The sequence below is a fragment of the Salinicola sp. DM10 genome, assembly GCF_017306975.2.
Lineage (GTDB): Bacteria > Pseudomonadota > Gammaproteobacteria > Pseudomonadales > Halomonadaceae > Salinicola.
In genome coordinates this window covers 748860-770940 of record NZ_JAFLEN020000001.1, presented here as the reverse complement: position 1 = coordinate 770940, position 22081 = coordinate 748860, and the positions used below count along the sequence as shown (strand labels likewise).

General features: G+C 66.6%; 13 protein-coding genes and 4 tRNA genes. 7 read left to right on the top strand and 10 right to left on the bottom strand.

Annotation, left to right across the window (positions count from 1 at the left end):
• The first annotated feature begins 121 nt into the window (after window positions 1-121).
• On the top strand, window positions 122-589 hold the full coding sequence (locus tag J0A90_RS03410; protein WP_233076467.1) for a septal ring lytic transglycosylase RlpA family protein: 468 nt from the start codon (window positions 122-124) through the stop codon (window positions 587-589).
• A 141-nt stretch (window positions 590-730) separates the two neighbouring features.
• On the opposite strand, the gene J0A90_RS03405 is transcribed toward J0A90_RS03410, so the two are convergent.
• Window positions 731-3199, bottom strand: a complete 2469-nt coding sequence (locus tag J0A90_RS03405) for an acyl-CoA dehydrogenase (RefSeq protein ID WP_207037124.1) — start codon at window positions 3197-3199, stop codon at window positions 731-733.
• 307 nt (window positions 3200-3506) lie between these two features.
• On the opposite strand from J0A90_RS03405, the gene J0A90_RS03400 reads away from it, so the two are divergent.
• Window positions 3507-4679, top strand: coding sequence for a diguanylate cyclase (locus tag J0A90_RS03400; RefSeq protein WP_207037125.1), 1173 nt, complete (start codon window positions 3507-3509; stop codon window positions 4677-4679).
• Between the two features lie 42 nt (window positions 4680-4721).
• Here J0A90_RS03400 and J0A90_RS03395 read toward each other — a convergent pair whose 3' ends face one another.
• The 6 genes from J0A90_RS03395 to betI form a co-directional block, all read right to left on the bottom strand.
• Window positions 4722-7814 carry an efflux RND transporter permease subunit gene (locus tag J0A90_RS03395; protein WP_207037126.1) on the bottom strand — a complete coding sequence of 1031 codons (3093 nt, stop codon included), beginning with the start codon at window positions 7812-7814 and terminating at the stop codon, window positions 4722-4724.
• On the bottom strand, window positions 7811-10921 hold the full coding sequence (locus J0A90_RS03390; RefSeq protein WP_207037127.1) for an efflux RND transporter permease subunit: 3111 nt from the start codon (window positions 10919-10921) through the stop codon (window positions 7811-7813). Before J0A90_RS03390 ends, J0A90_RS03395 begins: the two co-directional genes overlap by 4 nt.
• Window positions 10918-12249: an efflux RND transporter periplasmic adaptor subunit gene (locus J0A90_RS03385; RefSeq protein WP_207037128.1), complete on the bottom strand. Its 1332-nt coding sequence runs from the start codon at window positions 12247-12249 to the stop codon at window positions 10918-10920. Before J0A90_RS03385 ends, J0A90_RS03390 begins: the two co-directional genes overlap by 4 nt.
• Before the next feature lie 221 nt (window positions 12250-12470).
• Window positions 12471-14159, bottom strand: a complete 1689-nt coding sequence (gene betA / locus J0A90_RS03380; RefSeq protein WP_207037129.1) for a choline dehydrogenase — start codon at window positions 14157-14159, stop codon at window positions 12471-12473.
• Window positions 14160-14319: 160 nt separating this feature from the next.
• On the bottom strand, window positions 14320-15789 hold the full coding sequence (gene betB / locus J0A90_RS03375) for a betaine-aldehyde dehydrogenase (protein WP_233076465.1): 1470 nt from the start codon (window positions 15787-15789) through the stop codon (window positions 14320-14322).
• A gap of 61 nt (window positions 15790-15850) precedes the next feature.
• Window positions 15851-16471: a transcriptional regulator BetI gene (betI, locus tag J0A90_RS03370; protein WP_207037130.1), complete on the bottom strand. Its 621-nt coding sequence runs from the start codon at window positions 16469-16471 to the stop codon at window positions 15851-15853.
• A 326-nt stretch (window positions 16472-16797) separates the two neighbouring features.
• Between betI and J0A90_RS03365 the strand changes: the two genes are divergently transcribed.
• Both J0A90_RS03365 and J0A90_RS03360 read left to right on the top strand, forming a co-directional pair.
• A complete protein-coding gene (locus J0A90_RS03365) occupies window positions 16798-17742 on the top strand; it encodes a choline ABC transporter substrate-binding protein (RefSeq protein WP_207037131.1) in 945 nt (314 codons plus the stop codon).
• Between the two features lie 143 nt (window positions 17743-17885).
• A tRNA-Met gene (locus J0A90_RS03360) sits at window positions 17886-17962 on the top strand.
• A gap of 132 nt (window positions 17963-18094) precedes the next feature.
• On the opposite strand, the gene argE is transcribed toward J0A90_RS03360, so the two are convergent.
• Genes argE through J0A90_RS03345 form a run of 3 tightly spaced genes read right to left on the bottom strand, consistent with a single transcriptional unit; the run spans window position 18095 to window position 21443 of the window.
• The gene (gene argE, locus J0A90_RS03355; protein WP_207037132.1) at window positions 18095-19288 is read right to left on the bottom strand and encodes an acetylornithine deacetylase; all 1194 of its coding nucleotides are present in this window, start codon (window positions 19286-19288) and stop codon (window positions 18095-18097) included.
• Window positions 19285-20037 carry an FCD domain-containing protein gene (locus tag J0A90_RS03350; RefSeq protein ID WP_207037133.1) on the bottom strand — a complete coding sequence of 251 codons (753 nt, stop codon included), beginning with the start codon at window positions 20035-20037 and terminating at the stop codon, window positions 19285-19287. Before J0A90_RS03350 ends, argE begins: the two co-directional genes overlap by 4 nt.
• On the bottom strand, window positions 20034-21443 hold the full coding sequence (locus tag J0A90_RS03345) for a YfcC family protein (RefSeq protein WP_207037134.1): 1410 nt from the start codon (window positions 21441-21443) through the stop codon (window positions 20034-20036). The genes J0A90_RS03350 and J0A90_RS03345 overlap by 4 nt, the downstream gene beginning before the upstream one ends.
• 357 nt (window positions 21444-21800) lie before the next feature.
• On the opposite strand from J0A90_RS03345, the gene J0A90_RS03340 reads away from it, so the two are divergent.
• The 3 genes from J0A90_RS03340 (at window position 21801) to J0A90_RS03330 (ending at window position 22080) form a co-directional block, all read left to right on the top strand.
• Window positions 21801-21876: transfer RNA gene (locus J0A90_RS03340), tRNA-Asn, on the top strand.
• Between the two features lie 24 nt (window positions 21877-21900).
• Window positions 21901-21976, top strand: a tRNA-Asn gene (locus tag J0A90_RS03335).
• A gap of 31 nt (window positions 21977-22007) precedes the next feature.
• Window positions 22008-22080: transfer RNA gene (locus J0A90_RS03330), tRNA-Asn, on the top strand.
• The last annotated feature ends 1 nt before the right edge of the window (window position 22081 follow it).

The window sequence follows — 22081 nt, the reverse complement described above, 5'->3', positions numbered from 1 at the left end:
TGTTTCCACGGCGCCCGCTCGGGCTAGCGCCGTCGTTCGCGACCACCTGCCCGGTGCCGATTCATCCCGCGCTGATCCGCCGCCGGTGCCGTCTGGGCGTGCCGCACTCGGGTGGCGGCCGTTGCTTGCCGCGCTCGCCACGGGGCTACTGCTGGCCGGCTGCGCCATGCCCCAGGCCACCCAGACGGACGCCGCGCCGGCCGCGACCAGTACCACCGGCAAGGCTGCCGGCAAGCGCAAGGGGCCGGGACCGGTGGTAGCGCATACGCGCGAGCCACGCCCGGTGCCCAACCAGCGCCGCCGGGTCGGCGAAGCGACCTACTACGCGCCCTATTTCGAAGGGCGGCTGACCGCCAGCGGTGAACCCTACGATGGCCAGGCGATGACGGCGGCGCACAAGACGCTGCCGTTCGGCACCCGGGTCAAGGTGACGCATCTGAGCACCGGGGACAGCGCCATCGTGCGTATCAACGACCGCGGGCCTTTCGTCCCCGGGCGGATCATCGACCTGTCGCAGCGGGCCGCCGAGAAGCTGGGGCTGATCGATGACGGCACCGCCGACGTCCAGCTGCAGGTGCTGGAGCAGTAGTCGGATCGTCATCGGCTGCCAGCCCGAGCCTCTCAACGCGCACCGGGCGCGCAAAAAAAACGCGGCCCCGTTCTCGAACGGGGCCGCGGCCTTTGGGGAGAGAGAGGCTGGGGATCATTACTGCTGGCCCCCAGCCCCTATTCACGCCGGCGTGGTGTGGGTCTGGCGCTCGTGGTTGGCACTCGGCTGCTGGCTGGTGAAGGCGTCGAAGTCGAAGTCGTCGACCGTCAGCATGTCCAGCACCTCGGCCTCGTGGGCGCGCATGAATACGGCATCCTCCTCGCTCAGCAGGCCGGCTTCGAGACCCGCTTCGATCCACTGCTCGGGGTGCAGCGCGGCTTCCGGCAGTTCGCGCTTGGCGCGCGCCTTGGCCAGCGTGCGATAGATCGTCTCGGCGCGCTCGGCGTTGGCCAGCAGCGCGTTGTAGCGCGCCAGCGGGTTCTCCTGCTGACCCTCTTCCCAGCTGTCCCAGGTATTGCGGGTGAGCTTGTGACGCAGCGCGGTGTCGGTGGAGATCGCCTTGGCGATATCGCGGGTCAGGCTGTCCTGCGGCTTGTGCCAGCGGCGCCCCAGCGGCATCGTGATGCCAGCGAGCAGATGGGCCAGGGCGCGGTTGGGCAGGTTCTCGTAGAGCTCCACCAGGGCCTGCTCGGCGCGGTTGAGCAGGAAGCGGCAGCTGTAGTGGAACAGCGCGGCTTCACCGTCGACCCGGTCACTGTCGTGCCACTGCTTGAGCACCATCGACAGCAGGTAGAGGTTGGAGAGCACGTCGCCCAGGCGCGCCGAGATCATCTCACGCTGCTTGAGCTTGGCGCCCAGGCTGGCCATGGCGGCGTCGGCGCACAGCCCGAACGCGGAGGAGAGGCGTGCCACTTCCTGTGCATAGGGCTTGGCCAGGGAGTCGAACGGTACCTCGGCGCGGCCGAGTCCCAGTGCCTGGGTGAAGGCGCGCGCGGCGTTGCCGAAGATCAGCCCGGTATGGCGGAAGAAGAGCTTGTCGAACGCCGCGAAGTCATTGCTGTCCTTGGCCGCCAGCTCGTCGAGCACGTAAGGATGGCAGCGGATCGCGCCCTGACCGAAGATCATCAGGTTGCGGGTCATGATGTTGGCGCCCTCGACGGTGATCGACACCGGCGTGGCACTGAAGCCGATCCCCAGGTAGTTGCGCGGCCCCAGGGTCACGGTACGCCCGCCATGCACGTCCATGGCGTCGATCATCATCTCGCGCTGGAATTCGGTCAGCTGGCTCTTGAGGATCGCCGAGGGCACCGCCGGCTTGACCCCGTGGTCGATGGTGTTGGCGGTCTGCATCACCGCGGCCTGGGAGATATAGGCCTTGGCGGCGAGACGCGCCAGCGGCTCCTGCACCCCCTCCATGTCGGCCACGGCGATGTTGAACTGGCGCCGGATCCGCGCGAAGCCGCCGGTCCAGCCCACCGCGTAGCGCCCGGTGCCGGCAGCGCCGGAGGGCAGGGTGATGCAGCGCCCCACGGAGAGGCACTCGACCAGCATGCGCCAGCCCTGGCCGGCCATCTCCAGCCCGCCGATCAGGTAGTCGAGCGGGATGAACACATCCTTGCCGCGGATCGGACCGTTCATGAACGGGCTGCCGATCGGATGGTGACGGCGGCCGATCTGCATGCCTTCGGTCTCACGCGGGATCAGCGCACAGCTGATGCCGATATCGCTCTCGCCGCGTTCGAGCAGGTTGTCTGGGTCGAACATTCGGAAGGCCAGGCCGACCACGGTGGCGATCGGGGCCAGGGTGATCCAGCGCTTCTCGAAAGTGAGCTTGAGGCCGAGCACTTCCTTGCCTTCGTGCATGCCGCGGCAGACGATACCCACATCGGGGATAGAGGTCGCGTCGCTGCCGGCGCGCGGCCCGGTCAGCGCGAAGCAGGGGATGTCACGGCCGTCGGCCAGGCGCGGCAGGTAGTGGTTCTTCTGTTCTTCGGTGCCGTACTTGAGCAGCAGTTCACCCGGGCCGAGCGAGTTGGGCACGCCGACGGTGCTCATCAGGGTCTCGTTGAAGGCGAGCTTCTGCAGTACCGCCGACTGCGCCTTGGCCGAGAACTCGAGGCCGCCATAGGCCTTGGGAATGATCATGCCGAAGAAGCGCTCCTTCTTCAGATAATCCCACAGCTCGGGGGGCATGTCGGCGCGCTCGCGGGCGATCTCCCAGGCGTTGCACATGCCGGCGGCGACCGCGCACTGGTGATCGATGAAGGCTTGCTCCTCGTCGCTCAGGCCGGGGTTGTCGAACGCCAGCAGGCGTTTCCAGTCCGGGCGGCCGCTGAACAGCTCGCCGTCCCAGGCGACGGTGCCGGCATCCAGCGCCACGCGCTCGGTCTCGGAGACCTTGGGCGCGATCTTCTTGAACACCTTGAACAGACGTGGCGACAGCCACAGCCGGCGCAGCGGCTTGAGCCCGCAGATGGCGATGCCGGCGGCGGCGATCAGCAGCACGACGCCGATGATCTCGGCATCCAGAACCAGCCCCAGTACGCCGAGAACGGCGAGTACCGCGACGGCCGGCAGGGCGCCGGCCTCGCGACGCATGACGACCAGACAGCCGACGATGGCGGCGACGAGAAGCAGCAGTGTGATCATGGCGAACTCCGCAGGAGAAGACGTCGGGAGTGCCGGCCGCAGACACCGCTGCGGGGGACGCTCCCACAAATTCAGACGAGCGTTTGAATTTGGTTTTCAGACTAGCGGATCGCAGGCCGGCTGGCTAGCGTCACGGCTCTTATCCTTTTGGGCTAGGCGGGCTCGCTTCAGCGTGCCTGACCGCCTGCCGATAGGCTCCTAGACGAGTCGAGGGCACACTAGGGGCGCAGAGACATACGACGCGATGGCCGTCGTCGATCACCGGTCACCATCCATCGATCGCACGCGATCCTCAACGGAAGCCTGAATGAAACTCCTCTTGCGTCTCGTGGCCCTGGGTCGGCGCTCGTACAGCATGAACTTCGACCTGCCCCGGTATCGATTCCTGCGTTGGCTCAACGGCTGCGATCGTGCGTTGCCGGACGAGGTGATAAAAAGGCTCAGTGGTGGCGCCATCATGCATCTGCCGCTGCTGTTGGCGGGGATGACGTGCACCTTGCTCGCCGGCGTGGCCATGCTGATCACCACTCCATCGCCGTTCATGCTGGCCTGGGTGATATTGAACCTGGGGCTGATGGCCGGCCGAGTCCTGGAGTACCACTGGCGTCAGCGACGCGCGCAGCGCGGCCAGAGCGCGCCGGTGGACGGGATTCTCATTCTCGTGCTGCTATGGGCGCTGTCACTGGGCGGGCTCGGTGTCTATGCCCTCATGGAGGCGCCACCACCGCTGCAGCTGGTCGCCATCGGTACCTTGCTGGTGGTATCCAGCTCATTTCCCGCCCTGTGCATTGGCCGGCCGCGGCTGTCGGTCCTGCTGGTGCTGCTCGCCGATGTGCCGCTCAAGCTGGCGGTGCCGTTCCAGGCGGAGGGTGCCTACTGGATCTTCGTCGCCCAGGGGCCGGTCTACTGGCTGGCCACGCTATGGTTCAGCTGCTATCTCAATGGCTTCGCCGAGCGGGCCCTGTTGGGGGAGAGCCGCAGCCGCTTCCAGGCGGAACACGATTATCTGACCGGCCTCCACAATCGTCCCGGCTTCTATCGCCGGGTCGATGACTTGCGCCGCAGTGTCGCGGGCGCGCTGCCAGCGACGCTTTACTATATCGATCTGGACGGCTTCAAGCAGATCAATGACCACCAAGGCCACGAGGCCGGCGACGCCCTGCTGGTGGACGTGGCGGCACTCCTTCAGCAGGTGTTGCGTCAGCAGGATCTCGTCGTGCGCTGGGGTGGGGACGAATTTCTGCTGCTACTGTCCGGCGCCAGCGAGTTCCTGGCGTCGGAGATCGCCGAGCGCCTGCTGGCGACCATCAAGGCGCTCGACAAGACCTATCCCGGGGTGGGGATGAGCATTGGCATTGCACGCGAGGCCGACCTCCGTCAGTTGGACGCCGAGCGGCTGATGAAGCTGATCGATCGCGCCGATGCCGCCCTCTATCAGGCCAAGCGCGCCGGCAAGGGGCGCTATCGTCACGCCGGTTGAACGCGGCGAGCCTTACTCCTCGCCAGCGCTCAGTCGGCGTGCTCAGTCGGCGTGCTCGTTGGCCAGCTGCCGCGGGCGCAGGCGCCGATGCAGGCGGTCGAGATAGAGATAGACCACCGGCGTGGTGTAGAGCGTGAGCAGTTGGCTGACCACCAGACCGCCGATGATGGTGATCCCCAGCGGAGCACGCAGGGCGGCGTTCTCGTCGGTGCCCAGCAGCAATGGCAGGGCGCCCAGAATCGCCGCCAGGGTGGTCATCATGATCGGACGGAAGCGCACCAGGGCGGCGTGACGAATCGCCTCCAGCGGGCTCATGCCTTGCTCGCGCTCGCAGATCACGGCAAAGTCGATCAGCATGATGGCGTTCTTCTTGACCACCCCGATCAGCAGGATGATGCCGATCAGCGCGATCAGCGTGAACGGCGTATCCAGCGCCATTAGCGCGAGCAGCGCGCCGACCCCCGCCGAGGGCAGCGTCGAGAGAATCGTCAGCGGGTGGATATAGCTCTCGTAGAGGATGCCCAGCACCAGGTAGACGGTGACCAGCGCCGCCAGGATCAGCCACGGCATCGCTTCGATGCCGCTCTGGAAGGTGCCGGCGCTGCCTTCGAAATCGACCTGGATCGCGGTGGGTGGGCGCAGCGCGTCGACCGCTGCGCGAATGCGCGCGGTGGCCTCGCCGAGGGAGACTCCATCCTCAAGGTTGAACGAGATCGTCGTGGCAGCGAACTGCCCCTGGTGGTTGACGCTGACAGGTGTGGTGCTGCGTTCGATATGACTGAACGCTGAGATCGGCACCAGAGTATCGTCCTTGCCGCTGACGTAGAGATCGCCGATCGCCTCCGGCGCCTGGCGATAGGGCGCCGCCACCTCCATCACCACGTAGCGCTGTTCGTCGGCGTCGTAGAGGCTGGCGACCTTGCTCTGGGCGAAGGCCTGGCCCAGGGCGGTATCGATGCTGCGCATGTCGACGCCCAGGCGCGCGGCCAGGTCGCGATCCACCACCAGCTTGGCCGACTGCCCCTCGCCGCGGTTGTCGCTGTCGATGGCGGTGATGCCGTCGACGCTCTCCATCGCCGTCTGCACCTTCTTCGACCACGTGCCTAGCAGGGCCAGATCATCGCTCTTGAGCGTGATTTCGTACATCGAGGCGCTGGTCGAGCGGCCGCCGACGCGGATGTCCTGCAGCGGGAACATGAAGGTGCTGACCCCGGGCATGCCCTGGAGACCGGCCATCAGGCGGTTGCCGATGGCCTGGGTCGACTGGGTGCGCTGCGGCTTGAGAGTAATGAACAGCGTCGCCGAGGCGCCGCCGCGGCCCGGGCCGCGACCGCCCATGAAGCCCAGCACGCTGGCCACCGCGGGGTCGGCGGTGAGGCGCTCGCGGACCTGGCGCAGCTTGTCCGAGGCAGCGTCGAACGACAGCGCCTGGTCGGCGCGCATGGTGCCGAGCAGACGCCCGGTGTCCTGCTCCGGCACGAAGCCCTTGTCCACCGCGACGTAGAGATAACCGTTGAGCACGATCACGCCGAGCAGCGACAGCAGCGTCAGCCGGCGGTGTCTGAGCGCGATGTCCAGGCTGCGTGCGTAGAGGTCGAGACAGCGCCGGCCGAAGCCGGCGAGCGCCCGCGACCAGCGCGGCTCCTGGGCGCGGCTGGGCTTGAGCCAGCGCGCGCAGAGCATCGGCGTCAGCGTCAGCGAGACCAGCAGCGATACCGCGATGGCCAGTGATAGCGTGACCGCGAACTCGTGGAATAGCCGCCCGATGAAGCCGCCCAGCAGCAGCAGCGGGATGAACACTGCCACCAGCGAGACGCTCATCGCGGTGACCGTGAAGCCCACCTCGCGGGCGCCATCCAGCGCCGCCCGCAGCGGCGGTACGCCGCGTTCGATATGGCGCGCGATGTTCTCCACCACCACGATGGCGTCGTCGACCAGAAAGCCGATCGAGACGATCAGCGCCATCAGCGACAGGGTGTCGAGGGAGAAGTCGAACACCCGCATCATGGCGAAGGTGCCCACCAGCGAGACCGGAATGGCGACGCTGGGGATGATGGTGGCGCGGGCGTTGCGCAGAAAGAGAAAGACCACCAGTACCACCAGCGCGATCGCCAGCAGCAGCGTCAGCTGGGTCTCGTGCAGCGACGCCTGGATACCCGGCGCGCGGTCGAGCTCGACGCTGAGATTGACATCCCCCGGCAGCGCCGAGCGGATAGTGACGAGCCGCTCGCGCACCCCGGCGATGGTCTCGATAATATTGGCCCCGCTGGCCGCGCTGACTATCAGCAGTACGGCCGGGCGGTCGTTCTGGAAACCGACGTTGTAGCGATCCTCGACCCCATCGCGAATGGTGGCGACATCGCCCAGGCGTACCTCGGCGCCATCCGTGCCGCGCTTGATCACCAGTTGGTCGTAGTCGCTGGCTTCGAGCAGCTGCGAGTCGGTGTCGATCTCCCAGCGGTGGTCGATGTTCTGGACGAAGCCGGTGGGCGACTGGGTGGTGGCGGCGCGCAGCGCTCCGGCCACCGCGTCCAGGGTGATACCGGCGTGGTTGAGCCGGCGCGGGTCGAGGGCGACGCGCACCGCCGGTGACGAGCTGCCGCCGACGCTGACGTCGCCGACGCCCTGGACCTGGGCGATGGGTGGCGCAATCTGGGTATCGGCGAGGCGGTAGAGCTCGCCGGTGGGCAGGGTGTTGGAGGTGACCGAGAGAATCAGTACCGGTGCCGCCGAAGGGTTGAGCTTGCGGTAGCTGGGGCGGCTGGTCATGGCGCTGGGCAGCAGCGGCTGGGCATCGTTGATCGCCGCCTGGACCTCCTGGGCGGCGACGTTGATGTCCTTGTCGAGATCGAACTGGACGATGATCCGGCTCGAGCCGCTGCTGCTGCTGGAGGTCATCTGGGTGATCCCGGGAATCCGCCCCAGCGAGCGCTCCAGCGGGGTCGCCACGCTCGACGCCATGGTCTCCGGGTTGGCGCCGGTAAGATTGGCGATCACCAGAATGGTGGGAAAGGAGACGTTGGGCAGCGGCGCCACCGGCAGTCGCTCGTAGGCCAGCGAGCCCAGCATCACCACCGCCAGCGCCAGCAGCAGGGTGGCCACCGGGCGACGGACGAAGGGGGCCGAGAGACTCATGCCTCAACCTCGTCGGCGGCCGTGTTCGGCGCGTCTCGCCGCCAGCGCGCCGCCTGGCGGTCGAAGAACAGATACACCACCGGCGTGGTGAACAGCGTCAGCAGCTGGCTGAAGAGCAGCCCGCCGACCATGGTCAACCCCAGCGGCTGGCGCAGCTCGGCGCCGTAGCCGCTGGCGAACATCAGCGGCAGCGCCCCGAGCAGGGCGGCACAGGTGGTCATCATGATCGGCCGGAAGCGCAGCAGCGCCGCGGTATGGATCGCCTGGGCCGGGGCCATGCCGCGCTCGCGCTGCGCCTCGAGGGCGAAGTCGATCATCATGATCGCGTTCTTCTTGACGATACCGATCAGCAGGATGATGCCGATCACCGCGACCAGACCCAGCGCGCCGCCGCTCAGCTGTAGTGCCAGCAGGGCACCGATCGCCGCCGAGGGCAGGGTCGAGAGAATCGTCAACGGGTGGATGAAGCTCTCGTAGAGAATCCCCAGCACGATATACATGGTGACGATGGCGGCCAGGATCAGCCACAGGGTATCCCCGGTGGAATCGTTGTAGGCCAGCGCCGCGCCGCGATAGCTGAGCGTGGTCTGCGCGCTCAGGCTCTCCTGCGCCGCTTGGTCGACCGCAGCGAAGGCCTGCGACAGTGAGTAGCCATCGGCGACGGCGAATGACATCAGCGCCGAGGGGAACTGGTTCTGTCGCTGCAGCGAGAGCGGGGTGGTGGTCTCGTGCAGGCTGACCAGAGTGGTCAGCGGGATGCGTTCGTCATCGGCATTGATCACGTAGAGCCGCGAGAGCGCTGCCGGGCCATCGCTGTCGGCGTGGTTGGCGGCGAGCACCACCCGGTACTGGCTGGCCTGGGTGAAGATGGTCGAGACCAGGCGCTGGCCGAAGGCATCGTAGAGCGCGTCGTCGATATCGGCGACGCTGACGCCGAGACGCCCGGCACGGGCGCGGTCGATGGTCACCTGGAGCTTGCGCCCGGCGTTCTGCACGTCGCTGGAGACGCCGGCCAGTGCTGGCGCCTGACGCAGCCGGGCGAGCAGCTTGGCGGCGTCGGCGTCCAGGGTGGCGCGGTCACCCTGGGTCAGCGCGAACTGATAGGGATAGCGGCTGATGGTGTCTTCCAGGGTCAGATCCTGGACCGGCTGCAGCGCCACCGTCAGCCCGGGTATGCCCTGACTCGCCTGGCGCAGCCGGGCGAGCACCGTTTGGAGGTCGTCGCGCGCATCCAGCGGCTTCAGGTTGATCGTCACTCGGCCGCTGTTGAGAGTGGTGTTGGTGCCGTCGATGCCGATGCTCGAGGAGAGACTCGCCACCGCCGGATCGGCGAGCAGGCGGTCGATCAGCTGCTGCTGGCGGACCGACATGGCGTGGAACGAGGTCGACTGGGTGGCGGTGGTGATGCCGCGGATCACCCCGGTGTCCTGTACCGGAAACAGTCCCTTGGGGGTGAGCGTGAACAGCAGCCCGGTCACCGCCAGGGTGGCCACGGCCACGCCAAGGGTAAGGCCCTGGTGGCGCAGCACCCAGTTCAGGGCGTGCTCGTAGCCACGGGTCACCCGCCCGAACAGACCCTGGCGGCCGCGTACCAGCGCCTCGTCATCACTCTCCTCGACCGCCTCCGGACGATGCTTGAGCCAGCGCGCGCAGAGCATCGGGGTCAGCGTCAGCGAAACGAAAGCCGAAATCACGATCGAGATCGCCAGGGTCAGTGCGAACTCGCGGAACAGCACCCCGACCACGCCGCTCATGAAAACCAGCGGAATCAGCACCGCCAGCAGTGATACTGTCAGCGAGAGAATGGTGAAGGCGATCTGGCGGGAGCCCTTGAGCGCGGCGGCCAGCGGCCGCTCACCCTTCTCGATGTAGCGGGTGATGTTCTCCAGCACCACGATGGCGTCGTCGATGACGAAGCCGGTGGCGATGGTCAGTGCCATCAGGGTGAGGTTGTTGAGACTGAAGCCGGCCAGCTGCATGGCGCCGAAGGTACCCACCAGCGACAGCGGCACCGCCAGGCTGGGGATCAGCGTGGCCGGGATGTTACGCAGAAACAGGAAGGTGACCATGACCACCAGCGCAATCGCCAGCATCAGCTCGAACTGCACATCCTTGACCGCGGCGCGGATGGTGGTGGTGCGGTCGGTGAGCACGCGCACGTCGACGCTGCCGGGCAGCGTGCGTTCCAACTGCGGCAGGGTGCGCTTGATGCTGTCGGCGACCGCGACCACGTTGGCCCCGGGCTGGCGCAGCACGTCGATCAGGATCGCGCCGTCCTGGTTGGCACGCGCCGAGAGATAGGCGTTTTCAGCCCCTTCTTCGACCTCGGCGACATCGCCCAGACGCAGCACACCGTTGGCATCGCTCTTGAGTATCAGGTCGCGATAGCCGTCGGCGGAGAGCAGCTGGTCGTTGGCGTCGATGGTATAGGCGCGGTAAGGGCCGTAGAGGGTGCCCTTGGCCTGATTGACGTTGGCCGCGGCGATGGCGCTGCGCACCGCGGCCAGATCGAGGCCGTGGGCGGCCAACTGGCGCGCGTCGACGCTGACCCTTATCGCCGGCTGGTGGCCGCCGGCCAGTTTGACCTGACCCACGCCGCTGATCTGGGCGATCTTCTGCGCCATGCGCGTGTCGACCAGATCGTAGACCCGGGTCAGCGGCAGGCTCTTGGAACTCACCGCCAGGGTCATGATCGGCACGTCGGCGGGGTTGACCTTGCTGTAGCTGGGCGGGCGCGGCAGATCGTCCGGCAGCAGGGTCTCGGCCTGGCTGAGCGCGGCCTGAACCTCCTGCTCGGCGACTCCCAGGTCCGAGTCGAGGGCGAAGCGCAGGGTGATCAGCGAGGCACCGCCGGTGCTGGTCGAGCTCATGTCCTCGAGGCCGGCGATCTCGCCCAGCTGATCCTCCAGCGGCGAGGTGACGTGGGAGAGCATCACGTCCGGGCCGGCGCCGGGGTAGAGCGTGGTCACCTGGATGGTGGGGAAGTCCACCTCCGGCAGCGACGAGATCGGCAGCAGGCGATAGGCCAGGGCGCCGGCGATCAGGATCGCCAGCATGATCAGCGAGGTGGCGACCGGGCGCAGGATGAACAGGCGAGAGGGATTCATGAGGCGCTGCCGTCCGCGCCTCCTGCCGGCGCGGCCGAGGCCGCCCCTTGGGTGGCGCTGGTCTCGGCGCCATCTCCGCCGCTATCTTCGCCACTATCTCCGCCGCTATCACCAGCGTTATTGCCACCCGGCTCATCAGCGCTGGCGCTGCCACTGTCGTCGGTGGACTCCCCCGGCAGGGCATCGCTGACCACACGCACCTTGGCGCCGTCGCGCAGGCTGTCGACGCCGTCCACCACCACGCGCTCGCCGGCGTCGAGGCCGCTGGCGATGGCGCTCTGGTGGTCCTCGCTGGCACTCACTTCGACCTCGCGGCGGCTGACGCTGTCATCGGCGTTGACCACGTAGACGTAGTCGCCGTTCTGGCCGGTCTGAATCGCCGGTTCGGGTACGATCACGCGGTCGCGCAGGGTCTGCGAGATCAGGCTGACGTCGACATAGGCGTTGGGGTAGAGGCCGCCGCTGGGGTTGTCGAGGGTGGCGCGCAGGCGAATGGTACCGGTGGCGCTGTCGATGCGGCTATCGACGCTGGTCAACTGGCCGTTGACGGTCTGGCCGTCGGGGCCGGTCACGCTCACCGCCGGATGTTCGCCGGCTGCCAGGCGCGCCCGCACGGTGTCGACGTAGCGGCTGGGCAGCGAGAAGATCACCGAGATCGGGTCGAGCTGGGTCAGGGTGACGATGGGGTCGCTGTCACCCAACTGCACGATATTGCCGGGATCGACGTTACGGATACCCACCACGCCGCTGAAGGGCGCGGTGATCCGGGTGTAGTCCAGCTGCACCTGGGCGCTGTCGACCGCCGCCTGGTCGGCGGCCACGCTACCTTCGTACTGACGCACCAGCTGGCGCTGCTGCTCGAGCTCCTGACGCGAGACATAGTTGGTGGAGATCAGCTTCTGATAGCGCGCCAGATCCTCCTGCGCCGAGGCCAACTGGGCCTGATTCTGGCGCAGCTGGCCCTGGGCCTGGGCCAGCGCCGCCTGATAGTCGCGCGGGTCGATCCTTGCCAGCAGCTCGCCTTTCTCCACCCGGTCGCCTTCGTTGAAGTCCACCTCGGTCAGCTCGCCCTCGACCCGGGTGCGGATATCGACGCTGCGCAGCGGGCGTACGGTACCCAGGGCGCTGAGGCGCAGCGGCAGATCGCCGCGGCTGGCGCTGACCGCCGACACCGCGGTGGCCGGGGCACCTGCGCGGGCGGGCGGGGTAGCCTTGTCCGCCGGGGCCAGCAACAGGTGATAGGCGACCCCGGCGAGCACCACCAGCAGCAGAATCAGCAGCAACCAGCGCAGCGGACGACGAGGGCGTTGAGTAGGCGAAGACGACATGGGCGGCGGCAATCCTTGGACGGCGTTCGTGATGAGCCTGCGCCAGAAGCGTAGACGCAAACCGTGACAGGCTAAACAGATTCGCAGTCTAACGGAACAGTGTTCACGAAATGCGCAACCTGCACACACGGGTTCGATCCTCGGAATCTTGGCCGTGCGACGACAAAAAAGCCCGACCATCGTGGCCGGGCTGAAGACTCGGAAACGCGAGAAAAAGAGGGTCAGGACGCGCGTGCCGGCGTCTTGCGTGCCGGAGCGCCGTTGGCGACGTAGTAGTCGACCTCGGCCGGCGGCAGCGGCGTCTTGCCGCGCACGCGGTCGGCCAGCTTCTCGGCGATCATGATGGTGGTGGCGTTGAGGTTGCCGGTGACGATGATCGGCATGATCGAGGCATCGATCACCCGCAGCCCCTGCAGGCCGTGCACGCGGCCCTCGCCGTCGACCACGGCGTCTTCGCCGGTACCCATGCGGCAGGTGCCGCAGGGGTGGTAGGCGGTCTCGGCGTGCTGGCGCACGAAGGCATCGAGTTCGGCGTCACTCTGCACGTCCGGTCCGGGGGCGATCTCGCGGCCGCGGAACTCGTCCATCGCCGGCTGGTTGATGATCTCGCGGGTCACCCGGATCGCGGCGCGGAACTCTTCCCAGTCGCGCTCGGTGGACATGTAGTTGAACAGGATGCTGGGCGCGCTCCGCGGATCGCGGTCGGTGAGTTGCACGCGGCCGCGGCTCTCCGAGCGCATCGAGCCGACATGCGCCTGGAAGCCGTGGGCCTCCACCGCGCTCTTGCCGTTGTAGCTGATCGCGATCGGCAGGAAGTGGTACTGCAGGTTGGGCCACTCTTCGCGATCGTCGGTGCGGATGAAGGCCCCGGCCTCGAACTGGTTGCTGGCGCCCACACCCTGGCCCAGGAACATCCACTCGGCACCGATCTTGGGCTGGTTGTACCACTTGAGCGCCGGATAGAGCGAGATCGGCTTCTTGCACTCGTACTGGATGTACATCTCCAGGTGATCCTGCAGATTCTCGCCCACGCCCTTGAGATCGTGGACCACCTCGATACCGTGCTTCTCGAGCAGCGCCGGGTTGCCCACACCGGAGCGCTGCAGGATCTGCGGTGAGGCGATCGCGCCGCCGCACAGCAGCACTTCGCGGCGCGCCAGCGCCTGCTGCGGCTGGTTCTTGTGCAGGTAGTTGACCCCGACCGCGCGCTTGTCCTCGAACAGGATGCGGTCGGTGGTGGCGTGGGTGACGATGGTCAGGTTATCGCGCTGCTTGGCGATATCGAGATAGCCCCGCGCGGTGGACGAACGCCGCCCGTTGGGGGTGGTCGTCCGGTCCATCGGACCGAAGCCCTCCTGCTGCGCGCCGTTGAGGTCATCGGTGCGCGGGAAGCCCGCTTCCACGCCCGCATCGATGAAGGCCTGGTAGAGCGGATTGTTGCCCGCCTTGGGCGTGGTCACCGAGAGCGGGCCATCGCCGCCATGGAAGTCGTTGGGACCGATGTCGCGGGTCTCCGACTTCTTGTAGTAGGGCAGGCAGTCGAGATAGCGCCAGTCCTCGAGCCCGGGACGCTTGGCCCAGTTGTCCAGGTCCAGCGCGTTGCCGCGGATATAGCACATGCCGTTGATCAGCGAGGAGCCGCCCAGGCCCTTGCCGCGGCCGCACTCCATGCGGCGGTTATCCATGTGCGGCTCGGGGTCGGTCTCGAACGCCCAGTTGTAGCGCTTGCCCTGCAGCGGGAAGGCCAGTGCCGCCGGCATCTGGGTGCGGAAATCGAAGCGGTAGTCGGGACCGCCGGCCTCGAGCAGCAGCACCTTGACCTCGGGGTCCTCGGTCAAGCGGGTGGCCAGCACGTTGCCGGCGGAACCGGCGCCGATGATGATGTAGTCGTATTCGCGAGCCTGTTGCATACACACGCTCCTTGAGTCAGCAAAGGGGTGAGAGAGAAGCCGCGGGGGCAGGCGGGGGAGAGGGCAGCGGGCCGTGGCGGCCCGCCAGCCTCTCATCGTCTAGATCGTTGCCTAGACGTCGTCTCGTGGTGTCCAGAACGTCGTGTCTGGCACGTCATACCTAGAACACGGAGGCGAAGGGCCCCATCTCGATCTGCACCGACTTCGTTTGAGTATAGTGCGCCAGCGTCTCGACGCCGTTCTCGCGGCCGATACCGGACTGCTTGTAGCCGCCCACCGGCATCTCCGCCGGCGAGTCGCCCCAGGTGTTGACCCAGCAGATACCCGCTTCGAGGCGATGGATCACCCGGTGGGCGCGGTTTAGCCCCTCGGTGAACAGGCCGGCGGCCAGGCCGTACTCGGTGTCGTTGGCGCGGCGGATCACCTCTTCCTCGTCATCGAAGGCCAGAATCGACATCATCGGGCCGAAGATCTCCTCGCGCACGATACGCATCTCGTCGCTGCAGTCGGTGTAGACCGTGGGCGCCACCCAGGCGCCCTGGGCGAAGTCACCCTCGGTCAGGCGCGAACCGCCGATCAGCAGCCGGGCGCCATCCTGCTTGGCGATATCGAGATAGCCGACCACCTTCTCCAGGTGCTCGAAGCTCACCAACGGGCCGAAGTTGGTCTGCGGGTCGAGCGGATCGCCGGCCTTGATACGCTCGACGCGCTCGACGATCTTGGCTTCGAAGGCTTCCTTCACCGAGCGCTGCACGAACACCCGGGTGCCGTTGGTGCAGACCTGGCCGCTGGAGTAGAAGTTGGCCATCATCGCGCCGTCGGCGGCGCGGTCGAGATCGGCATCCTCGAATACGATCAGCGGCGACTTGCCGCCCAGCTCCATGGTGACGTCCTTGAGCGTCGAGCCAGCGGCGGCCGACATCACCTTCTTGCCGGTGCCGACCTCGCCGGTGAAGCTGATCTTGGCGATGCCGGTGTGCTCGGTCAGCATCGCGCCGACGCTGCCATCGCCGTGCACCACGTTGAACAGGCCGTCGGGGAGGCCGGCTTCGGTGAAGATCTCGGCCAGCTTCATCGCGGTCAGCGGCGTCACCTCGCTCGGCTTGAACACCACCGCGTTACCCGCGGCCAGCGCCGGCGCGGCTTTCCAGCAGGCGATCTGGATCGGGTAGTTCCAGGCGCCGATGGCGCCGATCACGCCCAGCGGCTCGCGCCGGGTGTAGACGAAGGAGTCCTCGCGCAGCGGGATCTGGCTGCCTTCGATGGCCGGGGCCAGGCCGGCGAAATACTCCAGCGCATCGGCACCAGTGACCACGTCGACGCTGGCGGTCTCGCTGATCGGTTTGCCGGTGTTAAGCGTCTCCAGCTCGGCCAGCTCGTCGTTGCGCTCGCGCAGCAGGGCCACCGCCTTGAGCAGGATGCGCGAGCGCTCCATGCCGGTCATGGCGGCCCATTCGCGTTGGGCGCGGGCGGCGCTGGCGACGGCCTTGTCGAGGTCCGCGGCGCTGGCTTGCTGGATGCTGGCGATCACTTCGCCGTTGGCCGGGTTGATGGCGTCGAAGGTGGCCTCGCCGCTGGCCGGCGTACGACGCCCATCGATGTAGAGTGTCTGCGTCTCGAGTCGTGCCATGGTGGTCTCCCTTCGAAGTCGAGTGTCTGATGCGAATCTGGGTGGCGAGCGACTGCCCGGCTCAGGCGTAGTCGCTGGTGCGGCGCTGGGCGCGTTGCGGCGTGTCGAGCTGTTCACGCACGTAGTCGTAGGCCAGCTGCCTGGCGCGGTCCACGTCGAGCCCCTCCTGGGCCAGGGCGCCGCGCAGCCATAGCCCGTCGATCAGTGCCGCCAGCCCGCGGGCCGCATCGCGCGCCTGGCGCTTGGGCAGCACGCGGCGGAACTGGCTGCTCAGATTGGAATATAGTCGGCGATCGTTGACCCGTTGCAGCCGCTGCAGGTTGGTGTGGTGCATGCTGCTGGCCCAGAACGCCAGCCAGGTCTTCATCACCGAGCGGCTGGTCTGGCTGCGATCGAAGTTGCCGTCGATGATCGCGTGCAGATGAGCCTGGGGTGGCGCCTCGCCCAGCATGCGGCGGCGCTCGCTGACGGCGCTGCCGAGATCGCCGAGGATATGGCGCATGGTGGCTTCCAAAAGCCCATCCTTGCCATCGAAATAGTGGCTGATGATGCCGGTGGAGACGCCGGCGTGCCGGGCGATGCGGGCGATGGTGGCATCCGCCAGACCGACTTCGTCGATCGCCTCGAGCGTCGCCTCGATCAACTGCCGGCGACGAATGGGCTGCATTCCGACTTTCGGCATAGGGCTCTCCTACTGCGGTCTGAAACGGCGGATACTCAAATTGGCGCCAGGGCGCTTCGACGTAAGGATAGCGGCATTATGCGATTTTTTTATTGAACGGTCAATCAACAAAAAATCTGCTATTGTGATGCCGAATCTAAATGGCATGATTCGATAATCACTGGTTATTGAGTTGGCCGATTCTCAACCGCAAGCCACACAACAGTCGGGAAGTCGCCCGCCAGCAGCCAGGGCTGCGTGCGGCGCTCGAGCCGGGGTGCTCGGGCACTGCGCAACGGTGATGCAGTTCAGGCGTGGGCGTCATTTTCGTATCAGGGAGATCTTGCATGAAACGACAGTCGCTACTGCTGGCCCTCGCCGGCGCCAGCCTGAGCGTCAGCGCCGCCACCCAGGCGGCGGTGCCGGAAAGCTGCCAGAGCGTGCACTTCGCCGAAGTCGGCTGGACCGATATCCAGGCCACCACCGCGCTCACCAGCGTGGTGCTCGAGGGGCTGGGCTACAAGCCGTCTTCCGACACCGTCTCCGTGCCGGTGGCCTATGCCGGGATGAAGAACGGCGATTTCGATGTCTTCCTGGGTAACTGGATGCCGTCGATGGCATCGATCAGCGACCCTTACATCGAGCGCGGCGAGGTCGAGCGTCCGCGGGCCAATCTGGAAGGCGCCAAGTACACCCTGGCAGTGCCGCAGTACGTGCTCGATGCCGGCGTCACCTCGGTCAAGGATCTGGACGCCCATGCCGACCAGTTCGGCCACAAGCTGTTCGGCATCGAAGCCGGCAACGACGGCAACATGATCATCCAGAAGATGATCGACGACGATGCCTACGGGCTGGGCGACTGGCAGCTGGTCGACTCCAGCGAGGCCGGCATGCTCGCCGAGCTGAAGGCGCGCACCCGCAACAAGGAGTGGATGGTCTTCCTCGGCTGGGAGCCGCACCCCATGAACACCAACTTCGACATGGGCTATCTGTCCGGGGCCGATGACTATTTCGGGCCGGACTACGGCGGCGCCACGGTCTACACCAATACCCGCGCCGGCTATTCCGACGAGTGCACCAACGTTGGCCAGCTGCTCGACAACCTGAGCTTCACCCTCACGATGGAAAACCAGGTGATGGGGGCGATCATGGACGAGGGCCAGAACGAGAAAGACGCGGCCCGGGCGTGGCTCAAGGCGCATCCGGACACCCTGACGGCATGGCTCGAGGGCGTGACCACGGTGGACGGTCAACCGGGACTGCCGGCGGTCAAGCAGTCGCTGGGGCTGTGAGCCAGCGCGGCTGATGGCGCCGTTCCCGAACCGCTGCGGTTCGGGAACGGCCGCCATGGCAAGGGTTTGCGATCAAGGGCTTGCGGTCGCGACCCGTCACCGGTATAGTGCGCCACCGTTGCCTTACGGCAACGACCCCGGATGGCTACGTAGCTCAGCTGGTTAGAGCACATCACTCATAATGATGGGGTCCCCTGTTCGAATCAGGGCGTAGCCACCAACTCCCCCCGCGGTATCCGATCTTTCTCCTGTTCGTTATTGTTCTCTGCGCGATCTCGTTCGTTGCCGTACGCGATCTTTTGCGCGTCCGCCTCGTGCTGGTGTGGCGTCCTGATGGCTCGCTCCTCACACATCACGCCTGCAGGTATTCACCCAGGCGCTGCATGAAAGCTTCGCCCTGGGCGAGCTGCTCTTCGCTGATGAACTCGTCCGGCTGGTGCGCCTGGGCAATGCTGCCGGGGCCACAGATGATCGCCTCGAGCCCGGCGTTCTGGAACTGGCCGGCTTCGGTGGCGTAGGCCACCGCCTGGGTCTCGCGCTCGCCCAGCAGATGTCGGCACAGGGCGATGGCATCACGGTTGTCGCTGCCGGCGAGGCCGGGCACGGTGTGCGTCAGCGGCGTGGTCTCGATGGCAAAGCGTGCATCGCGGGCCTTCAGTTCCTGCTCCAGGCGTCGGCTGAAGGTGTCGAAGCGCGAGAACACGGCGTCGAAGCCCTGCTCGGGCAGGTGGCGGATCTCCCATTCGAAACTGCACTCCCGGGCCATGATGTTGATCGCGGTGCCGCCCTGGATACGGCCGACGTGGAGGCTCGAGTGGGCGACGTTGAAGTCGGCGTTGGTCTCTCCCTCGCTGACCATCTCGGCCATGATCTCCTCGATGCGGGTGACCAGGCGCGCCGCGACATGGATCGCCGAGATGCCCTGGTCGACCTGACTGGAGTGCGACTCCACGCCGTGCACCACGGTCTTGAGCGAGGTGATGCCTTTCTGCTGGGTCACCGGGTGCATCAGCGTCGGCTCGCCCACCACCACCACCGCGGGGCGTGGGAAGTCTGCCACCAGGCGCTCGATCATGCGCGGTGCGCCGAGGCAGCCGATCTCCTCGTCGTAGGAGAATGCCAACCATACCGGCTTGGACAGCTCTGTTGCCGTCCACTGTGGCACCGCTGCCAGGGCGCAGGCGATGAACCCCTTCATGTCGCAACTGCCGCGGGCGTAGAGCTTGCCGTCACGGGCAGTCAGGGTGAATGGGTCAGTGCTCCACGGCTGGCCATCCACTGGGACCACGTCGGTATGCCCGGAGAGCACCACGCCGCCCTCGACCGCGGGGCCGATACGCGCGAGCAGATTGGACTTGCTGCCGTCGTCGTTCTCTACGCGCCAGCTCTCCACGCCGTGGGCGGTGAGATAGCGCTCGATGAACTCGATCAGCGCCAGGTTGGAGTGGCGCGAAACGGTATCGAAGGCAACCAGTTCGGCGAGCATCTCGGTCGCTGTGTAGTGGGTGCGCGGGGCGTGGTTGGTATCCGCGGAAGGTGTCGTCATAGGTCTCTCGTCTCCTCGTCCTGGTGGCCGCCGGCGCGCTGGCTGAGCGCAGTCAGCTCGCCCATGTAGCGTTCGGCGGCCTGCATGTGGGCATACATCACGGCCTCGGCGCGCTCGGCGTCGCGGGCGTGAAAGGCCTCGATCAGTTCCAGATGATAGTCGTGGCCGTGGTAGTTGATATCGATCCCCGCCAGCGCCGGATCGTGGTGCTGGGCTGCCACCACCTTGAGCAGCAGGCCGTTGAGGAACTCGATCAGAAAGCGCAGCAGCGGGTTGGGCGAGACCGCGGCGAGCAGGTTGTGGAAATCGAGCTCGTCCTCGCGCTCGGCGACACCGCGCCCCTCCGGGCGCTGGCTGCAGCAGCGCCCGGCGGTGGCGCTCAGGCGTGCCAGGGTGGGGGCGTCGAGTAGCGGCGTGACCTCGCGGGCGAGCGCCGGCTCCAGCAGCTTGCGCAGGGCGTAGATATCCGCCACCGACAGGTCGCGGCTGAAGCAAAAGTTCCACAACAGCTCGTTGGCGGTGGATGCACTCACCTCGGTGATGCTGGCACCCCCGCCGGGGCCGCTGCGGATCCGGATCAGACCCTGGGTCTCGAGCGACTTCAGCGCCTCACGTAGGGTCCACTTGCTGGTGTCCAGGCGCGCGCTCAAGGCGGCCTCGCTCTCCAGCCGGGCACCGGGCGGCAGCTCGCCGGAGAGGATGCGCTGGCGCAGCCCCTCGGCGATCTGATCCGAGCGCTTGCGGCTCACGCCGGCCCCCAGCCGATCGCCACTGCGAAGGCCAGCACCAGCCAACTGAGCAGAAATACCTGGACCAGCAGTGGGAAGAAGAAGCGCACCCAGCGGTCGTAAGGCACGCGGGCGATCGCCAGCATCGCCAGGGTGCCGCCGGAGGTGGGCACCACCATGTTGGTCAGCCCGTCGCCGACCTGAAAGGCCAGAATCGCGGTCTGGCGGGTCATGCCGATCAGGTCGGAGAGCGGGATCATGATCGGCATGGTGGCCATGGCCTGGCCGCTGCCGGAGGGGATGAAGACGTTGATCACCGAGTGCACCAGGGTCATCGCCAGGGTCGACACCAGCACCGGCAGGCCCGCCAGGGGCTCGGCCAGGCCATGGACGATGGTGTCGCCGATATGGCCCTGCTCGATCATCACCTGCAGCGCGCGGGCCAAGCCCACCAGCAGCGCGCCGCTGGTCACCGAGGCCGCCCCCTCGAAGAAGTACTGATTGATGCGTGAAGGCGAGAGCTTGGCCATGGCGCCGATGGCCAGCGCCATGGCCACGAACACGGCGGAGATCTCATTGATGTACCAGCCGTGGGCGAAGACTCCGTAGAGCATGATCGCCAGGCCGACGACGAAGGTGGCGAGGACACGGATATCGGCGGCACGCAGGCGGTAGCTCTCGACCGGCTTGTCCAGGCTGCCGGCGCGCTCGTCGCGCTCGAGCAGCGAGGTCTCGGCATCCGCTCGCACGCGCTTCAGGTAGCGGCTGGTGTGGTGGGCCAGCAGGGCCAGCGCGCCCACACAGAGCACGCTGCGCAGCCCGGCGCCGGAGAACAGCGGCAGCTGCGCGATCTGGTCCGAGACGCCGACGGTATAGACGTTGATCGGCGAAGTGGCGAAGCCGATCCCCACGCCGCCGAGGGCGATGGCGGTGCCGACCAGACGGTCGCCGCCCAGGGCCAGGCCGAGCAGCACTGCCAGCGGGATCAGCGCAATGTTGTTCTCGTAGCCCACGGCCACGCCGAGCCCGCCGAAGACGAAGGTCATCAGCCATACCAGAGCCGTGGGGCGCTCGCGGCCCAGCCGCTTGACCAGGGTGCCGACCAGATTCTCCAACGCGCCGGTCGCCTCCATCACCCGAAACAGCCCGCCACCGATGAACACGATGACGATGACGCTGGCCGCGGCGATCATGCCCAGCGGAATGGCGTGAAAGATCTGAAGCACCGACGGCGCCGGCTGGTCGATCAGATGGAAGGTATCGGGGATCACCGCGCTGCGCCCGTTGATCTCATGACGCTCATAGGTGCCGGCGGGAATGATCTGCGTCAGCAGCCACACCGCGCAGAGCAGGCAGAAGATCAGAATGGCGGGGTGGGGGATGCGCTGGTACCAGGGCTTGCGGGTCGAGGTATCGCGTGCCGTCATGGGCACCTCCTGAAAGATCTTGTTGTTGTCGTCGCCCTCTGACGGACCGCGGGGCCGGTCAAAAGGCGCTATTGATTATAATGAATTGACGCTAAGCCGAATGCGCGGGGGTGTCAACGCGACGAGCGGAGGTTGCCGCTCGCGCCACGTCTTGCCTGTGGCGGGCGCAGCGCAGGCAGCCGGGGCAGGTCGAAAGGCCTCTCGGCGGGGCGTGTCGAGGTTGGCGCTCTCTTCGGTCGCGTGCCCAGCACATTGATTGCGTTGAGAAATTCAGCGCCAGGAATTCTCATCCGATGTGCGATTCACCCTTGACGCCTCGAATCCAGTCCGTATACTACGCCGCGTGCTGACAGATGTTCCCCGATAGCTCAGTTGGTAGAGCAAATGACTGTTAATCATTGGGTCGCAGGTTCGAGTCCTGCTCGGGGAGCCAACAGCCAGCACGCGATGAATCCGATCCCCGATAGCTCAGTTGGTAGAGCAAATGACTGTTAATCATTGGGTCACAGGTTCGAGTCCTGTTCGGGGAGCCATCATCGCCCTACATTGCCGGTAACATATCGATCCCCGATAGCTCAGTTGGTAGAGCAAATGACTGTTAATCATTGGGTCACAGGTTCGAGTCCTGTTCGGGGAGC